This is a genomic window from Bacillus infantis, from assembly GCF_050107595.1.
GTDB lineage: Bacteria > Bacillota > Bacilli > Bacillales > Cytobacillaceae > Bacillus_AB > Bacillus_AB infantis_C.
Genome location: NZ_JBNILH010000019.1, coordinates 14,281 through 37,808 on the forward strand (window position 1 = coordinate 14,281; position 23,528 = coordinate 37,808).

Below are 23,528 nucleotides of genomic sequence, written 5' to 3' on the forward strand. Positions count from 1 at the left end.
ACTATATTGTATAGTATCATAGTAAATCATGCCAATTCAAGAAATTACACTTTTGAAAACCGGGCTGGTCCATGCATTTAGCAAGGCTTGTCATAAACCTCTCACATATAGGATTGCTTAATCGTTGTTTGTGTATACTTCAGGCTTCAAAACCCCTATATATGGAAGGTTGCGGTATCTTTCCGCATAGTCAAGGCCATAGCCAACCACGAATTCATCCGGAACGATGAAACCTACATAATCAGCTTTGATGTCTGCCTTTCTGCCGGTCGGTTTGTCCAGAAGAGTGACAATCTTGATGCTTTTTGCTTTCCTGTAGCGGAACAGTTCAACCAGATAGCTTAGCGTCAGGCCGCTGTCGATGATGTCTTCAATGATCAGGATGTCCCTGCCTTCCACTGAAGTATCCAGGTCTTTCAGGATCTTGACTTCTCCGGAAGAAACTGTTGAATTGCCGTAGCTGGAAACGTCCATAAAGTCCATCTCAAGATACGTATCGATGCGCTTCAAAAGGTCTCCCATGAAAGGCATTGCCCCTTTCAGCACGCCGATTGCCAAAGGATAGCGGTCCATATATTCCTCAGTCAGCTGCTGGGCAAGCTCTTTGGTCTTTGCCTGGAGTTCCTCTTCGGAAATTAGTACTTTTTCAATATCGTTTTTCATGAATAGTGTGCCCCCTAGAAGATCAATGCTTTATATATGTTAAAAAAATATTCCTGGTGTCAGGACCTGCAGGCAGTTCATAAGCGGATTTGCTCAATCCGGGGATCCAGAGGATTTCCCCGCTGCTGTCAGTCACGATGGGCCAGCTGTCCCGTTCATGCAAAGGGATTTTCCTGTCGATAAAAATAGATTTCACTTTTTTCGTCCCGTTCATTCCTTTTATCGTCATTCTGTCACCGGCTTCGCGGGTGCGGACAATAAGCGGAAAACGCACATTATCCCTGCTGATTTCAAAGCAATTCAGATCTGCCGTTCCCCTATCATCTCCGCTCTCTCCTGCCAGTAGGGCACCGGCGCTCGGAAGCTCGATTTTTCCGGGCTGATTTATCTCAAAACGATAGGCTTGCACCTCAGAGTGGCTGTACCTGAAATGGCAAAAGCCGTATGATCGCACAATTTTTAAGCCGTTTGGGAAATCAAGTGAACCGGAAGGATGAGGATTGTTCAATATTGAAAATATCTTCTCAATATGTAAGGCGGATAATGATGCAGGCCTCTCTTGATAGAGATAGTTTAATATTAGTTGAATACCTCTCCTTTGTAAAGGCATTGGCATTAGCAGGAAGCGTTCTGCATCAATCGTGATTTCAGCATCTTCCTTCTTCTTCATTACTGTATTCATTTCCCGGGCCGTTAATTCCTGAAGGAGCTGTTCATCACCGCGCAGCTCTTCGCTGAAACGCTGAAAATGAACATGGGCCTGAGGGTTTTCCGATTTCAGGAATGGCAGGACGTTGTTCCTGAACCGGTTTCGGCTGTAAACGTCCTTTTCATTGCTCGGATCTCTTCGGGGGTCCAGCTCATTTCTTAAACAATACTCTTCAATCTCTCCTCGCTCAAGGCACAGGAAAGGACGGATGATCTCCCCTCCGCCAAACGGACGGGAGAAAGGGATCCCTGATCTTGCTTCCCCTGTACTGCCTCTTGTCAGCCGCATCAGGATGGTTTCCACCTGATCATCCCCATGATGGCCGAGTGCCAGGTATGATGCCCCTGATGCCTTCATGGCCTCTTCAAAAAAGCGGTACCGGCATTCGCGCGCCGCAGTCTGGGAGCTTTTACCGGATTCCTTCATATAAGCCGATACATCCTGCCTCCTCATCTCAAACGGAATGTTCCGCTCTTCACAAAAGGACTGGACAAATCGGGCTTCCTGATAGGATTCCTCCCCCCTGAACATATGGTCAAAATGAATGGCCGCAGGTTCAATCCCCCACACCTCCCGCTTTTTCCACAGCAAGTGGAGCAGCGCCAGGGAATCGGGGCCTCCGGACACGCCTACAAGCACCTTTTTGCCTTCGAGCCGTACACCATGATGCCGAAGGAACGCTTCGGCTTTTGCATCAAGCATAATAAATTCTTCCTTACCTGAAAAATCTATAGTCCCTTATACCCCTGGTGAGGGGTGAATAACCTTATTGAAGGAAACTACTATATTAAGAATAGCATCTTTGCCTGCAATCTCCAAAGCATAACCCTGATGGAATGCATATCGCATCCAGGGTGCCTGGGCCAGCTCCATTATGTACGCATTCAGAAGCGAAAAGTTTCAAGATTTTCATTAGACCAGCTGTCCATAAATATAAACAAAATAAAGGACCGAGATGACAAAGACAATGAGCACCGTTTCAAGGAAACCGCCTTTTTTCTTCTGATCCTTTGCGCCCTGCCTTGTCCGTGAGGGGCCGGGCCCGGGACCCGCGGCCTGGTTCTGGGCAGCACTCCGCCGGGCCGTGCGGCTTTCAGGCTGTCCTCCTGCAGGCATAGCAAGGAGCTCTTTCCTCATTTCAGAGGCAGATGCATACCTCCCCTCCAGTGCCTTCAGGAGCATTAGCTCATACTTCATCAGCTCTTTGTTCTGCCTGATCATGTCCCTGAGCTGGCTGATGCCCCCTGTTGTCTTATTGAACCGCTTTGGATAATAAAGATTGATCAGCACCATCGCAGCAGCGAATAAGTCATACTGAGGATCTGCCTTCCTTGTACCAAGCCCCCAATATCCGCGGTCGTAAAACTCGGTAAACTCCTTTATTGCCCTCCCATTGATGGTTGTACCGCCCACATCAATGCAGCGTATCCTCGGAGGAGGGGATGTCACAATCAGGTTCTCCGGCTTCAGATCGCCAAACACCCAGCCGCTCTGGTGAAGCTTTTCCAGATCGCTGAGCAGCTGGGAAAGAAGCACTTCTGTCCAGGAAGGCCCTTTTTGCCGGATAAACCCAAGCAGATCCGGTCCGTTTATGTATTCCATTGCATAAAAGGAAATCCGTACATCCTTCCTCTCCCAGTCATCGACATCAAGCAAAGAAGGCCCAAGGGCAGAACCCTGGACCTTGGCAAAGGATTTGAGCACATTTACTTCAGAGGTAACGGACATCCCATTATCACTCATCTTTAAGGCAACCTGCTGATTCCGGCACTGGGCGAGATAGACGATCCCATTCGCCCCGCTGCCAAGCTCCCTTATGATCGTATACCGGTTGCGATGCCATTTCCCTTCGATAATCGTCCCAGGGCTTACTTTACATAGACTCTTCAAAGTATTGTTCATCATCACGGGAAAGCAGGCTCCTTAGTGAACGTTTTTTCTTGAAATAGCTTAAAGCTTCACGGATTGCAGGCCCGGTGGGGGTGATGCCTCCTGTTGAAAGCTTTGAAAATATGCTTGTCAGTGATTCGAGCCTCGGCGTCCAATCCAGCAGTTTTTCGACATCATTCCTTTTCCCGGGAAATACAAAAACTGCAAAACGGTTATCTCCTGAACGGGCATTCAAGCTCAAGGACAAATCAAGAAGCGCTTCCTTGACCGTCGGGAGTTTATGCTTCATGCTCGCACTTGTATCGACGAGGACCAGCACCTCAAGCTCGACTGTTTCCCCGAGCTCATCGACAACCTCCATGACCTCTCCCCTTTTTTCCGGCGGAAGGTCTTCAACTGTCTGGGAGCCGCCCAAGATTTGCTGAAGCTCTTTATTCACCACACCCTGGAGCGTCTGGGTCATTGCCTTCCTCGTCACCATCTGCACCGTCTGCGATAACGCCTGCGAGTAGACGACCTGGCTGACTCCGCCCCCGGAGAGCGCAATCCCTTCAATTTCATTCATGCCCCGCTCATCAATGACATCCTTCTCCATCACTCCGATGACATTTACCGTAATGCCCTGTTCTTTCGCCAAAGCTGACATGGCCACAGGATCCTCCCCCTGATTGGAGCAGCCGTCTGTGATAAGCAGAATCTGTTTCAGTGTTCCGGTCTTCATAAAATCTCCCCTCCTGTTCCTTATTGGTACCATTTTCGACGGAACAGGACGGAAATATACATGTTACCGGGAAGGGAGGGACAAAATAATCAGTTGGCTTTCTGACGGAGCTTCTGGACCGGGATGGATGCCCATTTTGGCGTATTATGCTTGATTTTGGATACTACCACTGTCATATCATCCTCGATCAGGCCTGAACGCGACCTGATGACCTCTTCCATGATCAGGTCGGCGATCTCCTGCGGATCCTCTGTTTTCAGCTCATGAATCTTCCGCTTCATCCACAGATCATAGTTTTCCACATGCTTAGGACCTTCAAATACACCATCGCTCATCATGATCAGAAGGTCGCCTGCCTTCAGCTGCTCGCTGACTACATCCACCTCGAATTCCTGCAGTATTCCCATCGGCAGATTGCTTGCCTGGATTTTGAGAACCTTGCCGCCTCTTTTAATGAAGCTGGGCGTTGAACCGATTTTCAGGAATTTGGCCGCTGCATTTTGAAGATCGACCATCGCCAGGTCTAAGGTTGAGAAAATTTCATCTGTCGTCCGCAATGAGAGCACAGAGTTGACCGACTTAATCGCCACCTTCTCCTCTATCCCTGACTGGAGAATTTTTTGAAGCAGCTGGAGGGTTTCCTTGCTCTCAATATGCGCCCTTTCGCCGTTCCCCATCCCGTCGCTGATGGCAATGGCATATTTACCCCCTCCAAGCTCGATGGTCGAATAGCTGTCACCAGAAATCAGCCCTCCATCCTTTGCCGCATGGGCCACCCCGGTTTCAACTGCATAGGCCTTAGCCGAGCGGAATGTCACGTAGCAGCTGCCGCTTCCAAATGTGGAACACTCCTCTGAATTGACAAGAATGGTTTCTCCCAATATATCTGACAGCATAGGGGCTATCAGCTTTTCACACTCGCCATGCCCCCTGCAGTAGGGAATCGTCATATCAATGTCGACATTCCCCTGCTCCAGGCTGTAAATCTCCACCTGTTCGATCTGAATGCCAAACCCCTGGAGGGCGTCCAGGATGGCCTCTTCCTGCTTATGATGATTTTCCCGCTCACGCTGGATCTCTTTCGCAAAATCGCCCATCACCTCTGACACGCCAAGCAGCTGGTCAGCCACAAGTCTCCTGCTTTCCTGAACCTGCTTTTTGAGCTTCAGATTTGCCTGATAAAACGTCAGCTCCTGATGCATCGTCTCCAATACCTTTTTTGAGCGGGTGCAGTGTTTTTCCCACTCCCTTGTCAGCCTTCCGGAAACGGTCCCCTGCTGGCCATCCATTTCATGCATAATTTCCTTCATATATTCATAGGTTGTATCAAAGTTCCTTGCCCAGCAATGGTCTTTCTTGAAACAGGTCTGGCATGTCTTCTCCGTGACATTGCTCAGGAAATAATCCATCTCCCTTTCCTCCCCATCCCAGTCGATGGGATCAGCATGGGAAGAAAAACTTTTGGACAGAGCCTGAAATACATTCGAGAATTGGGCAACGCGCTGGGCGGTGACGTCCCGCATCTTCCGCATATACTGCTGCTGCTCAGCCGCATACTCAGGGGTCCCCGGTATATGTCTGGCCAGCTTTCCGGTCAGCGCCTGCGGGGTCAGGAAAAATAAGACCGTTGCTGCACCAGTCTCCAGAACGGTTTTCAGCAAGGTACCGGTTCCCTCCCCATACATCCCGATTAATAAGGTGGCAATCAGAAGACCGCATGCCACGCCAAGCTTCCTCCCTTCCTTCAGCAAGCCGCCCAGGAGGCCGGAAAAAGCAAGCAGACTCATATGGTAAAAACTTGAAACATTTGCCAGGCTGAAAATCAATCCGGTCACCACCCCGACTGTTGACCCGACCGTTGCCCCTGCAACAAATGCAAATAATAGAACCAGATACCTGGATAATATATGTTCAACTGACAGGTCATACACCGACCAGCCGATTGTTCCGGTCATGACTGAGGCAAGCATGATGATCAGGCAGACAATTTCCTCAGTCTTAAGCGACTGCCTTCTTTTTGAGATGCTGAGCAGCGGGAGGCTCTGCAGGAAAATCAGAGTGAGGATAAAGCCGAGGCTTGCTTCGACGGCTGCCATCATCGCATCATAGAGTGCCAGCTGTCCTGAGACAATATAGGCTTCTGCAATCTTCCCGATCGCCAATATGAAAAATGTATATACCGGCAGGGCCCTTACTTCATTTTTCAGCCACTTTTTCGAAACCCGGAAGGCGAAGAGGAACATAAAGCAGATCCCAAACACTGATGCTGCATTCATCATAGATAAGGTGAACGCACCGGCAGTAAGCCCAATCAGCGCCAGCGGTGCTTTATCCCTTTTGATCAGATAGACCGCTGCAAAGAATGGCAGGCTGAAGGGTGTCAGTTTCGCCAGGATAAGCGCCCTTCCCAAGAGAAATCCGATCAATAGAAGAATATAGCCCTTTTTGATAAAAAAGCTCTCTATCTTCATCTGGAACTTGTGAAGGCCTTTTGCCAATTCGAGCTTCGATCCGTTGAAATCCACTTCACCAGCAGGATCCATTACCGTATGTTCTGCCTTTTCCATTCATTCCACTCCCCGTATTTGTATCGTTGCTGATTATTATAAAATTGGTTATGCATAAAAGTTTGTCAAAAGAGGAGACAAGCCCATGTTTTTCTTTCGACGGCTTTCCGCCTAATAACAAAAAAGCAAACAATATAATGGAAGATAATCCCGTAATACCAGTTTGCATTTTGAATATTCACACAAAGTTAGGATGAGAAAGCCTTTAAAGCGGGGATTTTCCTGACAAAAAAAATTGGCGAACCTAAAAAAAGGTGAGCCGACATTTTTCTTTTAAAATATTATTGACACCAGGGTCAATCCTTTGTATTATATTCCTTGTGCTTATATTATGGCGGTGTAGCTCAGCTGGCTAGAGCGTACGGTTCATACCCGTGAGGTCGGGGGTTCGATCCCCTCCGCCGCTATCCTTATCTTTAATACGGCCCCTTGGTCAAGCGGTTAAGACACCGCCCTTTCACGGCGGTAACACGGGTTCGAATCCCGTAGGGGTCATACATGAAATGCGGAGGGTGCTTGTTCAGCCCCTCATCTAAAAAACACCTGCTCCTATACGGAGCAGGTGTTTTTGTATGCATGGATTCAGCCCCAAAAAAAGACAAGCCCCTCGGCCTGTCATAGTCATGCAATATATAGAAAAAATCAGCAGCAAGTTATCCTCGTTTAGCGCCTCTTCCTCCGCGTTTGGATTCCGTATTGCGTTTTAGTGAGGCCAATCGATCTTCACTGTCTTTGAGGAACTTGGCCATTTTGGACTCAAAGTTCTCTCTTGGCGGACGGCTGTCATTGGATCTTCCATGGCGCGGACGCTGGGATCCGGAATATCCGCCCCGTGATTCACGGCGTTCAGGCCTGTCAGTTCTTTCAGGTCTGGCCGGTCTCTCTGGCCTGTCTATTGCTTTCTTGATGGATAAGCCGATCTTTCCATCCTTCTCCACATTAATGACTTTAACCTCTACCTGGTCACCGACCTTCAGGTGATCATTAATATCCTTAACATAGTTATCTGCGACCTCACTAATGTGGACAAGACCGGTTGAACCTTCCGGCAGTTCTACGAACGCACCGAAATTAGTAATGCCGGTTACCTTTCCTTGTAACTTGCTGCCTACTTCGATTGACATAAAAAGATTTTGCCTCCTTAAAGATTAAAAGAATTAAACTTACTTTATATTATACAGAATTTCAAAAAAGAGTGTCAATAAGACTGCTACTCGGATGTTTTTTCCTTTTCCTTCTTACTGCCCTTGTCCTCAGGCAGATTAAAGATGATTTCGTCCTTTTCGGAAAGGAAATAATTCTTCCTCGCTAGCTTGGCTATATATTCATCATCATTCAGTTTGACGATTTCTTCTTCAAGGAGTACCTCATTCTTTTTAAGGGAGGCAAGCTTCTTTTCAAATTTCTCTTTTTCGAGGGCCTTTTCTTCAAGAGCAGAGGATTGCGTGACGAGTGTAGAGATCATCAATACGGCGATGGCTGCAGCGCCAATGAAAAAGACGGTCAGCCTGCGGATAAGCAGGACTCTCTTCCTGGCTGTGCTGATCTCTGTATTCTCTTGCTGTTTGGCATAGTTTGTCTCGATTTTTGCTACTTTGCGTTTCCTGATGGCACTCACTCTCGCAGCCCCTCCTTGCTCATTTATTTATTTTTCCATCTGGTTAATAAGCTGTTTAAGTTATTCTTGAATGCGTGTATATTTCCTGCCAATTTATTATATAACTTCTCGACGCTATTTTTAATCTTTTTCGGCAAAATAAACCAAAAAAGTGACCAAATCCATTTGACAGGGCTTAAAACCGCCTTTAAAAGGGTCCAAATGATCCGAAGTGCCAGCTTCAAAAGGGCCAGTATGCCTTTTCCGAGCAGCACAATTAGGGAAATAATACCCATTATAATCGATTGGATCGGTTTATAAACCAAAAGATGCGCCATTCTGACAAAAAAGCGGAATATCGCTGCAATTGCTTCTATCAAAGTTTCAAGCAGACGGAGAAAACCCTGCTTCAGCAGGCTCTGGTATGCGGCAAACCCGCAGAACAGGGCAATAAAGATATAGAACCTCAGCTCCCCCTGATTGATGATGAACAATACATAAAAGACAGCAAGTCCCTGCAGGCTCCAAAATAAAAAATCATTAATGAAGACAATCCAGCTTTTTCTTTTGGCGCGGCGCAGGAAACGGTTATATGTATCGAGCGACGCGCCGAACGCGCTTCCCATGCCAATCATGGCAAGCATGGTAAGAAACTGCGCAGATAGGGTCATCGGAATATCTTGCTAAAGAACCCTTTAGCTTTTTCCCCTTGCTGTTCATCCATATATACGAGGTCAAAGACTTTCCCTTTAATGGATACGATCCCTTTCTCCACGTCCAGATTCTTCATCTGGAGATTCTGGCCGCGGATGGCCAGGAAGCCCATGACTGTCTCCAAAAGGAACTCTTCATTATCAAAGCTTTCAACCTGCTTGACGCCAGTAATATCCAGAAGCTTACGGCCCCTCATGATGACATCATGATCAGGAGCATTGCTTTTGCCTGTGTTTGATTCATAGTATTGGCTCATCCTCATCCCCCACAATCGCATAGTACAACCTTTTGTACATGTGTATGAGGGAGGGGGGGCTTTTAGAACAATCCAGTCAGGTCAGGCTATTATACAATACCTGTTTCCCCGCCGGTGCTGTCTTAAACATTAATTTTCCTGCTGGCCGGTGCGTTCTTCCTTCAGGATGGTGTACATCTCAGCTGCTTCTTCCTTGCGGCTTGTTTCCTGGAGGCGCTCGATCTTCGCTGTTACAATCCGCTGCCCGAGCCTGACCGTCAGCTCATCGCCCACCTTTACTGTTGAGCTTGCCTTCCCCTGCTGTCCGTTGATCAGGATCCTCCCCTGGTCAGCTACTTCCTTTGCCAGCGTTCTTCTTTTAATCAGTCTTGATACCTTCAAAAATTTATCCAGTCTCATTCTTGTCTCCCCCTTTATAGTCCTTGCTGTTTCGCTTCATCCCAGAAGCGGTCCAGCTCTTCCAGGCTGTATCCGCTGAAGTCCCGGCCGCTCTCCCTTACCTTATCTTCAATATACTTAAAACGCCTGATGAACTTCTGATTGGTCGTGAAGACCGCCTGCTCTGGATCGATCTTGCAGAATCTCGCGATATTCACGAGCGCAAACAGGATATCGCCGAACTCCTTCGCCGCTTCTTCTGACCGCGGATCCCGGTTCATTTCCTCTTCGAACTCAGACAGCTCTTCTTTAACCTTCTCCCATGCAGGCCCGATTTCCTGCCAATCAAAGCCTGCGCCGGCTGCTTTCTTTTGGATATCTGCTGCCTGGAGCAGCTGCGGCATCGATTTGACAATCCCGCTCAAGAGCGACTCAGGCGCAGCCCCTTTTTCTTCAGCCTTGATTTCCTGCCAGTTCTTCAGCACCTGCTCTTCTGTTTCCGCTGAAGCCTCGCCAAATACATGGGGATGCCTGCGGATCATTTTTTCACTGATGCCCTGGATGACGTCATCCATGGAGAAATAGCCGTCATCTTCCCCGATCTGTGCGTGCAGCACCACCTGCAGGAGGACATCACCCAGCTCCTCGATCATATGGTCGATGTCTTCATTATCTATCGCTTCAATAAGCTCATATGCTTCCTCGATCAAATACTTTCTGAGCGATTGGTGGGTCTGCTTGAGATCCCATGGACAGCCGTCCGGCCCCCTCAATGCGGCAATGATTTCCCTGAACTTGCTGAATTCCCTGTAGAGGAGGGTTTCATCCTTTACAGGCGGCACATAGACTGAAGTGAGATTATTGATTTCCGCTTCCCTGTCAAGCTCAAACAGAGGCACCTTCCTGATGCTCTCCCTGCTGCTCCCCGCTGCCGTGGCAATATAAATCTCATAATCATACGGAAGCATTTCCATCAGTGTCAGCTTCACATTGCTCGCCACGTAGGTATCATATACCTGCCCGATGATCATATGATGCTTCAGCATTACTTCATCCTTTTCCAGGTCAGTGGCATCCAGCAGCTGGAAGCCTTCGATTGGATCTATTTTCAGAGCCTGGAACAGGGCGTCCAAAAAGCTCTGGCCTCCGCCGATCACGATATCAATTCCCAGCACAGGGCCTTTCTCAAGCAAAATCTGAACCGTTTTCTCTGCAACCAGCGGATGGCCCGGCACAGCATAGACAACATCCCCATCTGCTGCTTCCGCCAGGAGGATTTCGCAAATCTCCTCATATACGTCTTCAAAGCGGCTGTGCTTTTCATATACATGATCAAATGAATGAAATGCCATCCCTTCATCCTGCAGCTCCCGGATCACCGGATGGTCCTCTGTCCTTAGATACACCTTCCCCTCAGCCTGAAGGGCTTTATAAACGCCAAAGGGCAGCTGTTCAAGATCTCCCGCCCCAAGGCCGTAAACCGTAATCTTATTCATATCAAATCATCTCCTGTTCCTGCCGGGCAGCAAATAGCCCAGTTTGCTTCCAAAAGGCAGCATACTGATTTCTTCTTTTCTAAAAGTCTCTCCTTTTAAAGCTAAAAGCATGAATACAATCCCGCCTGTTGCAGCTGCGCTTAAGGCAATAAGGCCGGCCGCAAGGCGCCCTTCCCCGGCTAAAAATCCCGCAGCCATCAGATAGCCCTTCAGATAAAGCAGCATGACTGCGGCAGCGGTTCCGAGACCCAGGATGAAGCGGCCTGGCACTAAAGGCTGCCGCAATAGGAAGCGGAGCCTGGCGAGCAGGACAAGCAGCACGATGGCAAGCGCTGCACACGCAGCAATAGCCGCTCCCATCGTCCCTTCAGCCGGCACAAGCAGAATGTTAAGGACATATTTTATCCCGAAGCCTCCGAGCATCACCGCAGCCGGGAAAAAGGTGTGGCCCAGCCCCTGCAGGATTGCTGCCAGGGTCATGATGATCGAAGCAAAGAATATGAACAGACTCAGCACTGAGAGCACCTCTGATCCTTCTGCATTCTCAAATAGCATGATATTGACCGGCTTGATAATGGCCCATAATCCGAAGGCCGCACCTGTCCCGAAGAGCAGGCTGACACGGAGGGCAAGACCTGCCTTTTCAGCAAGGAACTGCTGATTATTTTTCAGTTTTTCAGCAGTGATGAGCGGCACAAGCGAAAGCGACATTGATGTGGCGATAACAGTTCCAAGCTGTATGAGCGGCTGGCCCCTGTCATAAATCCCTTTCAGCTTTTTTGCTTCTTCAGCATCCAGCCCTCCCGATACAAGGAGGGAATACAAATTCAGGGAATCCGCGAGCTGAAGAAGTATGAGCAGCATGGAAGCCGCACTGATGGCTGCACCCTGGAGAGCGATGGTTTTCATTGTCATCAGGACCGCTTTTCTACTCAGTCCAAAAATCGCTGCCCCAGCTGCTTCCTTTTTTATCCCGCGCCAGAAAAAAGCGGACAGGATAGCTGCAGAAGCAATGCCCCCTGTCACTGAACCGAAAACAGCCCCGCTGCCGGCCGTATATAGTGATGCCCCTTTTTTCATGAGGATGAATGCAGCAGCCAATATGGTCGCCACACGGATGGCCTGCTCTCCTACCTGTGAAACAGCAGTCGGCAGCATGTCGCCCCGGCCCTGGAAATACCCCCTGAGGAGAGCTGTAGCCGGCAGCAGAAGGAATACTGGGGAAAGAGTCCTTAAAAGGATACCCAGCCTTGGATCCCCCATTTGCGACGCAATCCAATCTGCCCCGGCAAACATAATCAGGAAAGCAGCAAGACCAATGGCCAAAAGGAAAAGGCCAGAGGCTGCCAGCAGCTGCAGAGCTTCTTTCCTGCTCTTTGCCTGCTCGGCATAAAGCTTTGAAATAACGACCGGAAAACCATATGTAGACAGCACGATGGCAATCCCATAAAAGGGATAAACCTGCTGGTAAATGTAAAAGCCGACATCCCCTACGATATTCTGGAAGGGGACTCTGTAAACTGCGCTCAATACCTTCGTAATCAAAGCGGCAGCTGTAAGGATCAGGGCTCCTTTGAACAGATCTCCTGATTGATTAGCGGGCTTCATTGCCCATCTCCTTCCAATAATGAATTCGAAAAGTATTATAGCATAACTATTGGCCGCAGGATGGGATGATAACGCATTAACCTTGTTTCGTTGCCCGTCTGTCATAAAACAAATAGCTTTGAAGCATTTTTATTCATTTTTCCCATAGAAAAAAGGCAGCCAGGCTGCCCCTTTCTGTCATCTCTATAAGATTCAGTATTGATATTAGGACTCCATCTGCCTTGCCAAGAATCCAGCTGCCGTTTCTACAGCCTTCTGCTCTACATCACCAAGTGAATCTTCCTTCGCATAAATGATGACTGCCCCTATCGGATCGCCATTGGCAATGATCGGACCGATTGTATAAGCAGAGAGGCTTTCCTCGTTCCCATCTGCAAGGGCATACTCGCCTTGAGTGTTGACGAGGACGGAAGTTCTGTCTTCCATTGTTTTTTCCAGCAGATCACTGATGTTTTTGTTTAGATAATCCTTTTTGGATCCGCCTGCCGTTGCGATAAATGTATCCCTGTCACAAATCAGGACAGGGTTTCCAAGGCTGTCATACAAGGCTTCTGCATATTCTTTTGCAAAATCGCTTAATTCGCTGATTGGCGAATACTTCTTTAAAATGACTTCACCATCGCGGTCTACAAATATTTCCAGGGGGTCACCTTCACGAATTCGCAGTGTCCTGCGGATTTCCTTCGGGATTACAACACGACCCAAATCATCGATACGACGAACTATACCAGTTGCTTTCATCCTGCGTTGCCTCACTTTCATCTGATGATTTTTAGCAGGAGAAGATTTCTGCTTCCTTTTGTTGAAAACTTCTCCATGTTTGAACTTAGTATCTTTCATATGGAAAGTTCTATACACTTGCAAGTATCTTTTCTCTCGGGTGATAACATTTCCTTAATAGGATAAACATTCCAGTATAAAAATCCTTACCATTTGAAATACCCTTGTCTACTCTAATTAAACACTTTTCTCATTTCATTTAGGTGACAGGAACTTTTCCATTACTTTACGATATTGGATTTTGCTGCTTCTTTTTGGCCTTATCTATCCCAAGAATCATATCATAGGCCGTATTAAGCCATTTGTCTGCACTGTATCCTTTTGTCTGGATGACCATCTTCAGCTTTTTGCCTTCCATGCCAAGTCCGACCATCCGTCCATGCCTGGTGCTTTCCTGGAAGATTCTCTGTCCGTCAATCAGAGAGCTTGCCTCCTCTGACAGGAGGATCAGCACTTCCGTCTTGGACTGTTTGATGAGCTCTACCCCGGCCTCCTGCGCATGGACCTTCATCTCGGCGACCTGGAAAAGATAAGCGACCTCTTCCGGATAGTCCCCGAATCTGTCTGTCATTTCTTCCTTCAGCCCTTCGATCTCATCCATCGAGTCGATGCCGCGGAACCTTTTATACATTTCAATCTTCTGATTCCCGTCTGCAAGGTATGCATCAGGAATGTAGGCATCGATTTCCAGATCGATTTCCACAGAAGGCTTTTTAAATGTTTCCGGATTTTCCTTCCGTTCTTCTATAGCCTCTTTAAGCATCTGGGAATACAGGTCAAAGCCGACAGAATCGATGAATCCGTGCTGCTGTGAGCCGAGCAGATTGCCTGCACCCCTGATAGAAAGGTCGCGCATCGCAATCTTAAAGCCTGACCCCAGCTCTGTGAACTCCTTGATGGCCTGGAGGCGCTTTTCTGCCACTTCAGTCAGCACTTTATCCTTCCGGTAGGTGAAATAAGCATAGGCAACCCTGTTTGAGCGGCCAACCCGTCCCCTCAGCTGGTACAGCTGGGAGAGCCCCATCCTGTCTGCATCAAATACGATCAAGGTGTTCACATTCGGGATATCGACTCCCGTTTCAATAATGGTTGTGCTGACAAGGACGTCCGCTTCGCCTTCAAGGAAACTCAGCATAACAGATTCGAGCTCATTTTCCGTCATTTGGCCATGGGCTGCGACCACCTTGGCATCCGGGACAAGCATAGAGATTTCCTCTGCCTTCCGTTCGATATCCTCAACCCGGTTATACAGGAAATATACCTGGCCTCCCCGCGCCATCTCCCGTTCGATGGCTTCACGGACAAGTCCGCCATTGTATTCCATTACATAGGTCTGGACCGGGAACCTGTTTTCCGGCGGCGTCTCGATGACAGACAAGTCTCTTACACCGAGCATCGACATATGCAGGGTCCGCGGAATCGGTGTCGCAGTCAATGTAAGGACATCGACATTTGTTTTAAGCTGTTTGATCTTTTCTTTATGGGTGACGCCGAACCGCTGCTCTTCATCAATGATGAGCAGCCCCAGGTCTTTATAAATGATTTCCTTTGAGAGCAGGCGATGGGTGCCGACAACAATATCAACGGTGCCGTTTTTGAGGCCCTTGACTGTCTCGGTCTGCTGCTTCTTTGTCCTGAAGCGGCTTAAGAGCCCGATCTCAACAGGATATTCCTGAAATCTTTCTCTCATTGTCTGGTAATGCTGCTGGGCGAGGATTGTCGTCGGCACGAGGATTGCCACCTGTTTGCCGTCCGCAATCGCCTTAAAGGCAGCTCTGATCGCCACCTCAGTCTTTCCGTACCCCACATCGCCGCACAGCAGGCGGTCCATCGGCCGCTCTTTTTCCATATCCAGCTTGATCTCATGGATGGACCTCAGCTGATCCTCTGTTTCCTGATAGGGGAAGGACAACTCGAATTCGCGCTGCATGTCCCCGTCAGGAGAGAAGGCATAGCCCTTCGACGCTTCCCTTTCGGCGTACAGCTTGATCAGATCATCCGCTATATCCTGGACAGAGCTTTCAACCTTCTTCTTGACACGCTTCCAGTCATTGCCGCCAAGCTTATAGATCTTCGGTTCCTTGCCTTCAGACCCGACATATTTCTGAACCAGGTCGATCTGATCGACCGGCACATACAGCTGATCGCTTCCTGAATAGCGGATATTCAGATAATCCTTATGAAGGCCATTGATTTCAAGTGTTTCAATGCCCAGGTATTTGCCGATACCGTGGTTCACATGGACAACATAATCGCCGATTTTAAGCTCTGAATAGCTTTTAATCCTTTCAGCATTCGAAAGCTTCTGCCTGCGCGGCGACCGCTTCGCTGTTTTCTTGTTAAAAAGCTCTTCTTCAGTGATGACGGCCATTTTCTGGATCGGCAGCTCAAAGCCTGTCTGCAGGCTCCCTTCAGTGATCTGGAACTTGCCCTTCAGCACCTCTTTATCCGGCTCGATGACAGCAGCCTCAATTTCATAGTCGGCCAAAACGCTTTGAAGCTTCTTGACCCGGTCCATGTCAGGGCCCAGGAACAAAACAGAGAACCCGCTCTTCTTCCAGCGCTCCAGCTCGCTTTTCAGCACATTCAGCTGGCCGTGGAAGTTCTGCATCTGTCTGCAGGAGACATTGATGATATTCTGAGGATTTGTATTCGGGACATGCCTCAAGAACAGGGACATATAGACAATCGGCTGATAGGACCTGCCGATGAATTCCTTCAGGCTGTGGGAAGTTTTGACGTCATGGACGATTTTTCCTTCGCCAAGCAGGCTTGTATACCATTCCGCCTCCTCTTTCTCAAGGGACTCATTCATCTCCTGAACCCTGCTGATTTCATCGATAAAAATAAGTCCATCCTGGGGAAGGTAATCTAGCAAACTATTATTGGATTCATAAGCATAGGAGAGGTATTTGAACATCTGCTCAGGTCTTTGCCTGTTCCGGAGCTGCTCCAGTTCATACCCGATATTCTGGGCCAGCAGCTCTTTTGCCTTTTCATCCTTCAGCATTTTCAGGCTGGCTGAAAGCCCTTTTTCCAGCTTTTGATATACCCTGTCATAATGCTCATCCTCAAAAGGATTCTCGGTCGCAGGGCCAATATGGACCTGCTTCAGCTTTTCTTTCGAGCGCTGGTCTTCAAGGGAAAAAGAACGGATGCTGTCAATTTCAGTATCAAACAGCTCAATCCTGATCGGATCCGCTTCAGTCAGCGGATAGATATCCAGGATGCCGCCCCTGACGCTGAATTCTCCCGGAGAAGACACCATATCGGTGCGGCTGTAGCCCATTTTGACAAACTCAAGAAGCTGTTCCTCTATTTCTATATCATCGCCAAGCTTTAATATCAGCTGGCGCTTCTTCCAGAGGGAAGGAGGCGGAAGCACCTTCCTCATCCCGGCCATAGGGATAATGACAATTCCGGTGCCCTTTCCGCTCCAGTGGTTGAGCGCGTCGATTCTCTGCGCCCTCAGCTCGGGGCTTGCGATGCTCAGCTCCGCTGCGATCAATTCATTGGCAGGATAAAGAAATACATCATCCTCGCCTATAAGATTGACAATATCATCATATAATTTCTGTGCTTGTAAAAGATTGTGAGTTACAACCAGCATAGGTTTCTTTGTCTGCTCATATATAGAGGCAAGGAAAAGCGTCCGTGCCGAGCCGGTCAATCCGGCCACCAGCTGCTCTTTCAGTCCCCCGTTCACTCCGGTGATGACAGTTTTGATATCATCCTGCCGGGTGAAAAGCTGTTTTAATCCTAGCATGGCAACCCCTCCTCTCGTCCTTAGTCGTTATGTGTGCATATGGAAACAGAAAAACGCTTTGGAGTGTTCGTCCAAAGCTTTTTAATGAATAAGGTAATCGTTCTGATGGTAGTCAGGATTTCTTTCCAATGATTCCTGGCAATCCTCGCAGATCGATTTTATGTGTATATCCCCGGATGATCCGTAGGAGATCATATCCTGCCGTTCTTCTTCATTCAATTTATGGAAACCGAGGCTTTCTGCGTGCATTGACAAGTTATCCAGCGTTCCCATCTTCATGCCGCAATGACGGCAATGATAATGAAGTGCCATGCCTGTCCCTCCCTGTCTAACAATTGTTATTGCTAGTATTGCCCCGGGAGGAAATCTTATTCATTTACAGCCTGCCGCAGAAAACGCTAATTTAACTTTATCATATGTAAGGCCAAATGAAATAATGAAAAGCTAAGATTGGTTATATTGATTCATAACCTCAAGGAAAGGCTTTCTGATCCAGTCTATGCAGGCATCCGCCGAGCGGTCTGCTGCCTCATCCATGACCTTCTGCTCTTCTGCTGTAAAACGGCCGAGCACATAATCAGTCACTTTCATTCCGCCTTCAGGGCGTCCGATTCCAACGCGGATGCGGCTGAATTCCTGTGTGCCTGTGTGCGCGATGGTTGATTTGATGCCATTATGGCCGCCTGCGCTGCCCTTCTGCCTGAGGCGGATTTTCCCCGGCGGCAAATCAAGGTCATCATAGATGACGGCCAGATCTTCTGTATCGATATCATAATAATCCATAAGCGGCCTGATCGATTCTCCAGACAGATTCATATATGTAAGCGGCTTAAGAAGGAATACCTTTTCTCCATCGACGCGTCCCATGCCAAACACACCCTTAAACTTTGCCTGGTCCATAGGGATATTCAGCTTTCCGGACAGTCTGTCAATAACATCAAAGCCGATGTTATGCCTTGTTTTCTCATATTCTTTCCCGGGGTTCCCCAACCCTACAAACAATTTCATTTCGTTCCCTCCAAATGGAAAAGCGCAAGCGCCTTGCTCCCCCCCCCCCGACAAGCAAAAGACTTGTAATCTCGAGGTGGCAGGTGCTGCTGCCAGACAGTAATCAAAGTTGAAAAAAATCAGATTTTTATTTTTCTTGCCTTATAAGAAAAGGTCTGACCAGAGCGGGCCAGACCCCTTATTGTTTATTCTTCGTTTGCTTCAGTTTCCCGGCCTTCCTGATTCTCAGGGATGCCAGGCTCCTGCTCTTCGCCTGTGCTTATTTCCTGTTCCTGCCTTGGCGCAAGGATGGAAGCAATGACTGTTTCATCATCCGTGTTGATCGTGAAGCCGCGGCCCGCTTTAATATCGGCAGCCGTAATGCTTTCTCCGACCTGGAGATCTGCTATGTTTACTTCTACGCTCTGCGGAATGTCATTCGGCTTGGCCGATACAGATAACTCATGGACAGGCTGCTGAAGGACTCCGCCGTCTTTGACGCCTGCAGCATCGCCGACCAGCTCGATCCTTACTTCCGCCGTGATTTCCTGCGACATATCAACCGCCCTGAAGTCCAGGTGGGTGATTTCATTTTTCAAAGGGTCCGCCTGATAGTCGCTCAGCACCACATCGTGCCTGGTGCCTTCTACATCAAGAGAAAAAACAGCATTCCTGCCTGTTTCCCGGATTGTTTTGATAAAATCAGGGCCATTCAGGTAAATTGCCTTGCTTTCGATCTTATTCCCATAAACAACACCAGGAATATTCCCCTCATTGCGCAGCTGTGTCAGATTGGAATTGCGGAATTCTTTTCGTTCTTTAGCTTGAAGTACAGTGCTCATAAAAAAACGTCCCCTTCCTCAATTTAAGGTGTAATGAAAATGAACCATGCAAATGGACTGCATACTTATCTTTTTAAAAATGCCCTAATTGGAGATGTTTTAAACACAATTGCCTGCAAGCTGTTTTTATAACTTGAGTATAGCATAAAAGGCTTGCCCTGCGGCAAGCCTCTTGTACTGCTGGATTAATCGAACAGAGTGCTGACAGATTGCTCCTCGTGGACGCGGATGATCGCTTCCCCGATAAGAGGGGCTACAGACAGCTCCCTGACTTTTGCGATTTTCTTTTCTTCAGGCAAAGCAATGGAGTTTGTGACAGCCAGTTCTTTAATATTTGAGTTCTGGATCCGCTCGATCGCCGGCCCTGACAATACAGGATGCGTACAGCAAGCATAGACTTCCTTCGCGCCATTTTCAATCAGGGCATTCGCAGCAAGGGTAATCGTGCCGGCCGTATCGATGATGTCATCGATAAGGATGGCGATCTTGCCGTCGATATTTCCAACGATATTCATGACTTCCGCCACATTCGGCTTAGGGCGGCGTTTGTCGATGATGGCAATCGGAGCCTTCAGGCGCTCAGCAAGCTTGCGGGCCCGGGTTACACCGCCATGGTCCGGGGAGACGATGACAATATCGCCATCCAGCTCCTTGTTCCCGAAATAATCGGCCAGAATCGGCACACCCATCAAATGGTCGATCGGGATATCGAAGAAGCCCTGGATTTGCGGCGCATGAAGATCCAGTGTGATGACACGCGTCGCCCCTGCCGTTTCCAGCAGGTTGGCTGCAAGCTTGGCAGTGATCGGTTCACGCGCTCTCGCCTTGCGGTCCTGGCGGGCATAGCCGTAGTAAGGCATAACAATGTTGATTGTCTTGGCAGATGCCCTCTTCAGCGCATCAATCATGATCAGCAGCTCCATCAAGTGCTCGTTTACAGGAGAGCTTGTGGACTGGATCACGAATACATCACAGCCCCTGATGCTTTCCTCGATATTAATCTGGATTTCTCCATCACTAAAACGTGTAACAGAGCACTTTCCAAGCTCCACTCCGATAACCTTTGCAATTTCCGATGCCAGATCACGATTTGAATTCAGGGAAAACACCTTCAAGTTTGGATCTAAATACTGGTTCGACATGTTAACCTCCATTAGCTTTTTATCACTTTTATTTCTTGTTATTAAGCTTGCTCACATAATCTTCTTTATTCGTCTGCCTTGCACGGGCCACTGCCAGCGCTTCGCCAGGTACATCTTCCGTGATGGTGGAGCCGGCCGCTACATAAGCGCCTTTTCCAACCGTCACCGGTGCAACCAGATTGGAGTTGCAGCCAATGAATGCACCGTCTTCGATTTTTGTCAGGAATTTATTTTTCCCATCATAATTGACTGTGATTGAGCCGCAGCCGAGGTTCACATCGCTTCCGACTTCCGCATCCCCAATATAGCTGAGGTGGGATGCCTTGCTTCCCTTGCCGAAAACAGACTTCTTAATTTCAACAAAATTGCCGATCTTCACTTCATCATGAATATCTGACTGAGGACGTATATGGGCAAACGGCCCGATTGCTACATCACTGCCGATGCTGCTGTCATGGGCGACAGAATGCCTGATAACAGTAGTGTCCCCAATTTTACAATTCTTGATTTCCGTGTTGGGGCCGATTACGCATTCAGAGCCGATCACCGCAGCCCCCTGGATGACTGTTCCTGGATAGATGACGGTATCCTGGCCGATCACAGCTTCAGGACTGATATACGTCTGTTCAGGATCGATCAGCGACACACCGTTTCTCATATGCTTCTCATTAATGCGCCTTTTCATGATGCGTTCTGCCTGAGAAAGCGCAACACGGTCATTGACGCCCAGAGACTCGTCGAAATCGCCTGTTGCAAAGGCCGATACCGTCTCACCTTCATTTTTCAGGATTTCAATGACATCAGGCAGGTAATACTCCCCTTGTACATTGTCATTGCTGACATTGTTCAGGGCGCGGAAAAGCGACGCGTTATCAAAGCAGTATGTACCTGTGTTGATTTCCTTGATATTTCTCTCCAGCTCTGTCGCATCCTTATGCTCGACGATTTTCTCGACATGTCCTTCTTCATTCCGTACAATTCTTCCATATCCTGCAGGATCAGGAGCAATGGCAGTAAGGATTGTTGCTTTAGCACGAGTTTCCTCATGATGGCGGAAGAGCGACTCCATTGTTTCTGCCTTGATGAGGGGAGTATCCCCGCATACAACGATGGTCACGCCCTCTTTTCCTTCAAGGGCATCCTTAGCCTGCATGACAGCATGGGCTGTGCCGAGCTGTTCCTCCTGAAGCGCATAGCTGCTTGCATCTCCCAGCTGGGATTTGACAAGCTCTGCGCCATGTCCAATGATGGTGACTATTTTTTCTATATGAAGATTCGATACTTGATCCACAACATGCTGAACCATTGGTTTGCCGCAAACGGGATGAAGCACTTTATAAAGCTTTGACTTCATGCGTGTCCCTTGGCCTGCGGCTAAAATTACCGCGAAACGTGTAGACATTTACAGGCCTCCAATTTACCTTTTTATCCATTAAGAATATATCTCAAAAAGCCTTTCATTTCAAGGAATGTTGCCAAAGTACATTTTTTTGTCATAAGGAAGATTTTCTGGGAAGGAAATTATTTGAGCAGGATGGTTTACACAGAGGACTTATCGGGGAAAGGCAATAATAAGGACAGGCGGTAAAAATGGCCGTAAAAAAGAGCCTGACTAATGAAGTAGGCCCTCGTTGCAATTATACTTAAGAAGCTCCGGCTTCTTCAAATTCAACTTCTAATTCGCCTAAGCGGTGATATTCTGCCAAAACAGCTTCTTGGATCTTGCCGCGTGTTCCGGAATTGATCGGGTGAGCGATATCACGGAACTCTCCATCAGGTGTACGTTTGCTTGGCATTGCCACAAATAGGCCATTATTGCCGTCAATGACACGGATATCATGAACAACAAACTCATGGTCTAAAGTAATTGAAGCAATTGCTCTCATCCGTCCATCTGTATTTACACGGCGCAATCTTACGTCAGTTACCTCCATTTGGTTCACCACCTTTACTAGTAAATAAATTCTAATTTTATTAATTCAACATAATTTCCAATTCTCCTTCTTAAATGGGAATTTTTTTTGGGATTTTTCCCATCGTCTGGGGAAAAGGAAGGAAAAGGAGGCGCTTACAGCAAACAAAGACCCTCTTCCAGCAGTACAAACCGCCCAAATTAACAGGTAATTCAGAAAATATTTTCTGATAAAAAAAAGCCCCCGTTTACTTAACGAGCGCTATTACTTCAATTTCGACCAGTGCATCCTTCGGCAGCCTTGCCACTTCCACACAGGAACGGGCCGGCTTGTGCTCTCCAAAATATTCTCCATACACTTCGTTGATCTCCGCAAAGTCATTCATATCTTTGATAAATACCGTTGCCTTTACGACCGTTTCCAGCGAAGCACCTGCTTCCTTCAGTACAGCCTGGAGGTTCTTGAATACCTGGTGTGTCTGCACCCTGACATCCCCATCCACCATGGTTCCGCCGGCGGTCAATGGAATCTGGCCGGAGCTGTAAAACATATTGTTTACGACAATTCCCTGTGAGTATGGTCCGATTGCAGCCGGAGCCATCTCTGTCTGAACTTTTTTCATGGCTTTTCCCCACCTTTATCCGTTCTTATGCCTGAAATAGTTTCCCTCTGTCACATTGATCTTCTTTTCTTTGACATCCACATCTGCAAGCTGGACAAGAGACAAATATTCATCAACAAGGCGCTCTTCAGCTTTTTCTGCTTCCACCAGGACAGCGATTCCGGCAACATGCGCCTTGAATTCCTCCAGCATACTGATCATGCCGTTGACCGTACCGCCTGCTTTCATGAAATCATCGACAATCAGCACCTTTGATCCTTCTTCCAGGCTCCTTTTTGAAAGCACCATCGTCTGGATGCGCTTGGCTGATCCTGAGACATAGTTGATGCTCACAGTCGATCCTTCTGTCACCCTGCTGTCTCTCCTGACGATCACGACCGGCACATTCAAATATGCCCCGACAGCATAGGCAAGCGGGATCCCTTTTGTTGCCACGGTCATGACCACATCGATGTCAGCATCGGCAAAAGCGGAGGCAAAGACTCTTCCCGCCTTCTGGACAATCGCCGGATCGCCGAGGATGTCTGTCATATACAGATAGCCCCCCGGCAGGAGCCTTTCCGGGCTGGCGATAACCTCACAAAGCCCGCTAATAAAAGGGCGTGCCTCATCGTCGCTTACCTTTACAGAGTATTTCACTCCCCCGGCTGCCCCCGGCACCGTCTGAAGGGTGCCGATTCCCCGCTGTTCGAATGTCTCTTTTATAATGGCCAGGTCTTCGCTGATCGAGGATTTGGCAGAGCCGTACCGTTCGGCAAAGAAAGTGAGGGACACCAGCTGCCGGGGATGCTCCAGCAGATAATTCGTCATGTCTATTAAGCGCTCGCTGCGACGAAACTTCATAATTACGAAACCTCCGGAATCCGAATAATTAACG

Annotated in this window: 22 protein-coding genes and 2 tRNA genes; 2 read left to right on the forward strand and 22 right to left on the reverse strand. The window is 48.2% G+C overall.

Going from position 1 to position 23,528, the window contains the following annotated elements; genetic code table 11:
- Nucleotides 1-117: 117 nt before the first annotated feature.
- The 5 genes from hpt to spoIIE all read right to left on the reverse strand — a co-directional run bounded on the left by hpt (nt 118) and on the right by spoIIE (nt 6,550).
- A complete protein-coding gene (hpt, locus tag ACQCVH_RS24755; RefSeq protein ID WP_009796150.1) occupies nt 118-663 on the reverse strand; it encodes a hypoxanthine phosphoribosyltransferase in 546 nt (181 codons plus the stop codon).
- A 22-nt stretch (nt 664-685) separates the two neighbouring features.
- Nucleotides 686-2,074: a tRNA lysidine(34) synthetase TilS gene (gene tilS, locus ACQCVH_RS24760; RefSeq protein WP_426838291.1), complete on the reverse strand. Its 1,389-nt coding sequence runs from the start codon at nt 2,072-2,074 to the stop codon at nt 686-688.
- A gap of 210 nt (nt 2,075-2,284) precedes the next feature.
- Entirely contained in the window at nt 2,285-3,277 is a 993-nt protein-coding gene (locus ACQCVH_RS24765; RefSeq protein ID WP_426838292.1) for a serine/threonine protein kinase, read from the reverse strand.
- Complete coding sequence (locus ACQCVH_RS24770; protein WP_426838293.1) at nt 3,246-3,983, reverse strand: VWA domain-containing protein; 738 nt, start codon at nt 3,981-3,983, stop codon at nt 3,246-3,248. Before ACQCVH_RS24770 ends, ACQCVH_RS24765 begins: the two co-directional genes overlap by 32 nt.
- Before the next feature lie 89 nt (nt 3,984-4,072).
- Nucleotides 4,073-6,550, reverse strand: coding sequence for a stage II sporulation protein E (gene spoIIE, locus ACQCVH_RS24775; protein WP_426838294.1), 2,478 nt, complete (start codon nt 6,548-6,550; stop codon nt 4,073-4,075).
- Between the two features lie 333 nt (nt 6,551-6,883).
- Here spoIIE and ACQCVH_RS24780 point away from each other — a divergent pair.
- Both ACQCVH_RS24780 and ACQCVH_RS24785 read left to right on the forward strand, forming a co-directional pair.
- Nucleotides 6,884-6,957 (forward strand) — tRNA-Met (locus ACQCVH_RS24780).
- A gap of 16 nt (nt 6,958-6,973) precedes the next feature.
- A tRNA-Glu gene (locus ACQCVH_RS24785) sits at nt 6,974-7,045 on the forward strand.
- 158 nt (nt 7,046-7,203) lie between these two features.
- Here ACQCVH_RS24785 and ACQCVH_RS24790 read toward each other — a convergent pair.
- From ACQCVH_RS24790 to purR, 17 genes are all read right to left on the reverse strand, one after another.
- A complete protein-coding gene (locus tag ACQCVH_RS24790; protein WP_224906423.1) occupies nt 7,204-7,674 on the reverse strand; it encodes a S1 domain-containing RNA-binding protein in 471 nt (156 codons plus the stop codon).
- A gap of 86 nt (nt 7,675-7,760) precedes the next feature.
- Nucleotides 7,761-8,168 (reverse strand): FtsB family cell division protein, encoded by a 408-nt coding sequence (locus ACQCVH_RS24795; protein WP_426838295.1) that lies wholly within the window; start codon nt 8,166-8,168, stop codon nt 7,761-7,763.
- Between the two features lie 23 nt (nt 8,169-8,191).
- Complete coding sequence (gene yabQ / locus ACQCVH_RS24800) at nt 8,192-8,818, reverse strand: spore cortex biosynthesis protein YabQ (protein ID WP_426838296.1); 627 nt, start codon at nt 8,816-8,818, stop codon at nt 8,192-8,194.
- Complete coding sequence (gene yabP, locus ACQCVH_RS24805) at nt 8,815-9,117, reverse strand: sporulation protein YabP (protein ID WP_022543208.1); 303 nt, start codon at nt 9,115-9,117, stop codon at nt 8,815-8,817. Before yabP ends, yabQ begins: the two co-directional genes overlap by 4 nt.
- Before the next feature lie 129 nt (nt 9,118-9,246).
- The gene (locus ACQCVH_RS24810; protein ID WP_009796160.1) at nt 9,247-9,516 is read right to left on the reverse strand and encodes an RNA-binding S4 domain-containing protein; all 270 of its coding nucleotides are present in this window, start codon (nt 9,514-9,516) and stop codon (nt 9,247-9,249) included.
- Nucleotides 9,517-9,530: 14 nt separating this feature from the next.
- Nucleotides 9,531-10,991, reverse strand: a complete 1,461-nt coding sequence (gene yabN, locus ACQCVH_RS24815; RefSeq protein ID WP_426838297.1) for a bifunctional methyltransferase/pyrophosphohydrolase YabN — start codon at nt 10,989-10,991, stop codon at nt 9,531-9,533.
- Between the two features lie 6 nt (nt 10,992-10,997).
- Nucleotides 10,998-12,599 carry a putative polysaccharide biosynthesis protein gene (locus ACQCVH_RS24820; RefSeq protein ID WP_426838298.1) on the reverse strand — a complete coding sequence of 534 codons (1,602 nt, stop codon included), beginning with the start codon at nt 12,597-12,599 and terminating at the stop codon, nt 10,998-11,000.
- A 204-nt stretch (nt 12,600-12,803) separates the two neighbouring features.
- A complete protein-coding gene (gene spoVT / locus ACQCVH_RS24825; RefSeq protein WP_009796163.1) occupies nt 12,804-13,340 on the reverse strand; it encodes a stage V sporulation protein T in 537 nt (178 codons plus the stop codon).
- A gap of 265 nt (nt 13,341-13,605) precedes the next feature.
- Nucleotides 13,606-17,145, reverse strand: a complete 3,540-nt coding sequence (gene mfd / locus ACQCVH_RS24830; protein WP_426838299.1) for a transcription-repair coupling factor — start codon at nt 17,143-17,145, stop codon at nt 13,606-13,608.
- Between the two features lie 81 nt (nt 17,146-17,226).
- On the reverse strand, nt 17,227-17,457 hold the full coding sequence (gene fin / locus ACQCVH_RS24835; RefSeq protein ID WP_426838300.1) for an anti-sigma-F factor Fin: 231 nt from the start codon (nt 17,455-17,457) through the stop codon (nt 17,227-17,229).
- Between the two features lie 132 nt (nt 17,458-17,589).
- Nucleotides 17,590-18,153, reverse strand: coding sequence for an aminoacyl-tRNA hydrolase (pth, locus tag ACQCVH_RS24840; RefSeq protein WP_257989192.1), 564 nt, complete (start codon nt 18,151-18,153; stop codon nt 17,590-17,592).
- Between the two features lie 185 nt (nt 18,154-18,338).
- On the reverse strand, nt 18,339-18,974 hold the full coding sequence (locus ACQCVH_RS24845; RefSeq protein ID WP_426838301.1) for a 50S ribosomal protein L25/general stress protein Ctc: 636 nt from the start codon (nt 18,972-18,974) through the stop codon (nt 18,339-18,341).
- Nucleotides 18,975-19,159: 185 nt separating this feature from the next.
- Nucleotides 19,160-20,116 (reverse strand): ribose-phosphate diphosphokinase, encoded by a 957-nt coding sequence (locus ACQCVH_RS24850; RefSeq protein ID WP_257989190.1) that lies wholly within the window; start codon nt 20,114-20,116, stop codon nt 19,160-19,162.
- Nucleotides 20,117-20,144: 28 nt separating this feature from the next.
- Nucleotides 20,145-21,518, reverse strand: a complete 1,374-nt coding sequence (gene glmU / locus ACQCVH_RS24855; RefSeq protein WP_426838302.1) for a bifunctional UDP-N-acetylglucosamine diphosphorylase/glucosamine-1-phosphate N-acetyltransferase GlmU — start codon at nt 21,516-21,518, stop codon at nt 20,145-20,147.
- 241 nt (nt 21,519-21,759) lie between these two features.
- The gene (spoVG, locus tag ACQCVH_RS24860) at nt 21,760-22,050 is read right to left on the reverse strand and encodes a septation regulator SpoVG (RefSeq protein WP_009336662.1); all 291 of its coding nucleotides are present in this window, start codon (nt 22,048-22,050) and stop codon (nt 21,760-21,762) included.
- 226 nt (nt 22,051-22,276) lie between these two features.
- On the reverse strand, nt 22,277-22,651 hold the full coding sequence (gene ridA / locus ACQCVH_RS24865) for a 2-iminobutanoate/2-iminopropanoate deaminase (RefSeq protein ID WP_426838303.1): 375 nt from the start codon (nt 22,649-22,651) through the stop codon (nt 22,277-22,279).
- Between the two features lie 15 nt (nt 22,652-22,666).
- Nucleotides 22,667-23,494, reverse strand: coding sequence for a pur operon repressor (purR, locus tag ACQCVH_RS24870; protein ID WP_426838304.1), 828 nt, complete (start codon nt 23,492-23,494; stop codon nt 22,667-22,669).
- Nucleotides 23,495-23,528 lie beyond the last annotated feature (34 nt).

Coding starts and splice junctions, on each gene's coding strand:
- mfd (WP_426838299.1), bottom strand. CDS start 17,145: ATGCTAGGATTAAAACAGCTTTTCACCCGGCAGGATGATATCAAAACT.
- yabQ (WP_426838296.1), bottom strand. CDS start 8,818: ATGACCCTATCTGCGCAGTTTCTTACCATGCTTGCCATGATTGGCATG.
- ACQCVH_RS24765 (WP_426838292.1), bottom strand. CDS start 3,277: ATGATGAACAATACTTTGAAGAGTCTATGTAAAGTAAGCCCTGGGACG.
- spoIIE (WP_426838294.1), bottom strand. CDS start 6,550: ATGGAAAAGGCAGAACATACGGTAATGGATCCTGCTGGTGAAGTGGAT.
- ACQCVH_RS24790 (WP_224906423.1), bottom strand. CDS start 7,674: ATGTCAATCGAAGTAGGCAGCAAGTTACAAGGAAAGGTAACCGGCATT.
- pth (WP_257989192.1), bottom strand. CDS start 18,153: ATGAAATTGTTTGTAGGGTTGGGGAACCCCGGGAAAGAATATGAGAAA.
- yabN (WP_426838297.1), bottom strand. CDS start 10,991: ATGAATAAGATTACGGTTTACGGCCTTGGGGCGGGAGATCTTGAACAG.
- yabP (WP_022543208.1), bottom strand. CDS start 9,117: ATGAGCCAATACTATGAATCAAACACAGGCAAAAGCAATGCTCCTGAT.
- fin (WP_426838300.1), bottom strand. CDS start 17,457: ATGGCACTTCATTATCATTGCCGTCATTGCGGCATGAAGATGGGAACG.
- ACQCVH_RS24845 (WP_426838301.1), bottom strand. CDS start 18,974: ATGAGCACTGTACTTCAAGCTAAAGAACGAAAAGAATTCCGCAATTCC.
- glmU (WP_426838302.1), bottom strand. CDS start 21,518: ATGTCTACACGTTTCGCGGTAATTTTAGCCGCAGGCCAAGGGACACGC.
- tilS (WP_426838291.1), bottom strand. CDS start 2,074: ATGCTTGATGCAAAAGCCGAAGCGTTCCTTCGGCATCATGGTGTACGG.
- ACQCVH_RS24810 (WP_009796160.1), bottom strand. CDS start 9,516: ATGAGACTGGATAAATTTTTGAAGGTATCAAGACTGATTAAAAGAAGA.
- ACQCVH_RS24820 (WP_426838298.1), bottom strand. CDS start 12,599: ATGAAGCCCGCTAATCAATCAGGAGATCTGTTCAAAGGAGCCCTGATC.
- purR (WP_426838304.1), bottom strand. CDS start 23,494: ATGAAGTTTCGTCGCAGCGAGCGCTTAATAGACATGACGAATTATCTG.
- hpt (WP_009796150.1), bottom strand. CDS start 663: ATGAAAAACGATATTGAAAAAGTACTAATTTCCGAAGAGGAACTCCAG.
- ridA (WP_426838303.1), bottom strand. CDS start 22,651: ATGAAAAAAGTTCAGACAGAGATGGCTCCGGCTGCAATCGGACCATAC.
- spoVT (WP_009796163.1), bottom strand. CDS start 13,340: ATGAAAGCAACTGGTATAGTTCGTCGTATCGATGATTTGGGTCGTGTT.
- spoVG (WP_009336662.1), bottom strand. CDS start 22,050: ATGGAGGTAACTGACGTAAGATTGCGCCGTGTAAATACAGATGGACGG.
- ACQCVH_RS24770 (WP_426838293.1), bottom strand. CDS start 3,983: ATGAAGACCGGAACACTGAAACAGATTCTGCTTATCACAGACGGCTGC.
- ACQCVH_RS24850 (WP_257989190.1), bottom strand. CDS start 20,116: ATGTCGAACCAGTATTTAGATCCAAACTTGAAGGTGTTTTCCCTGAAT.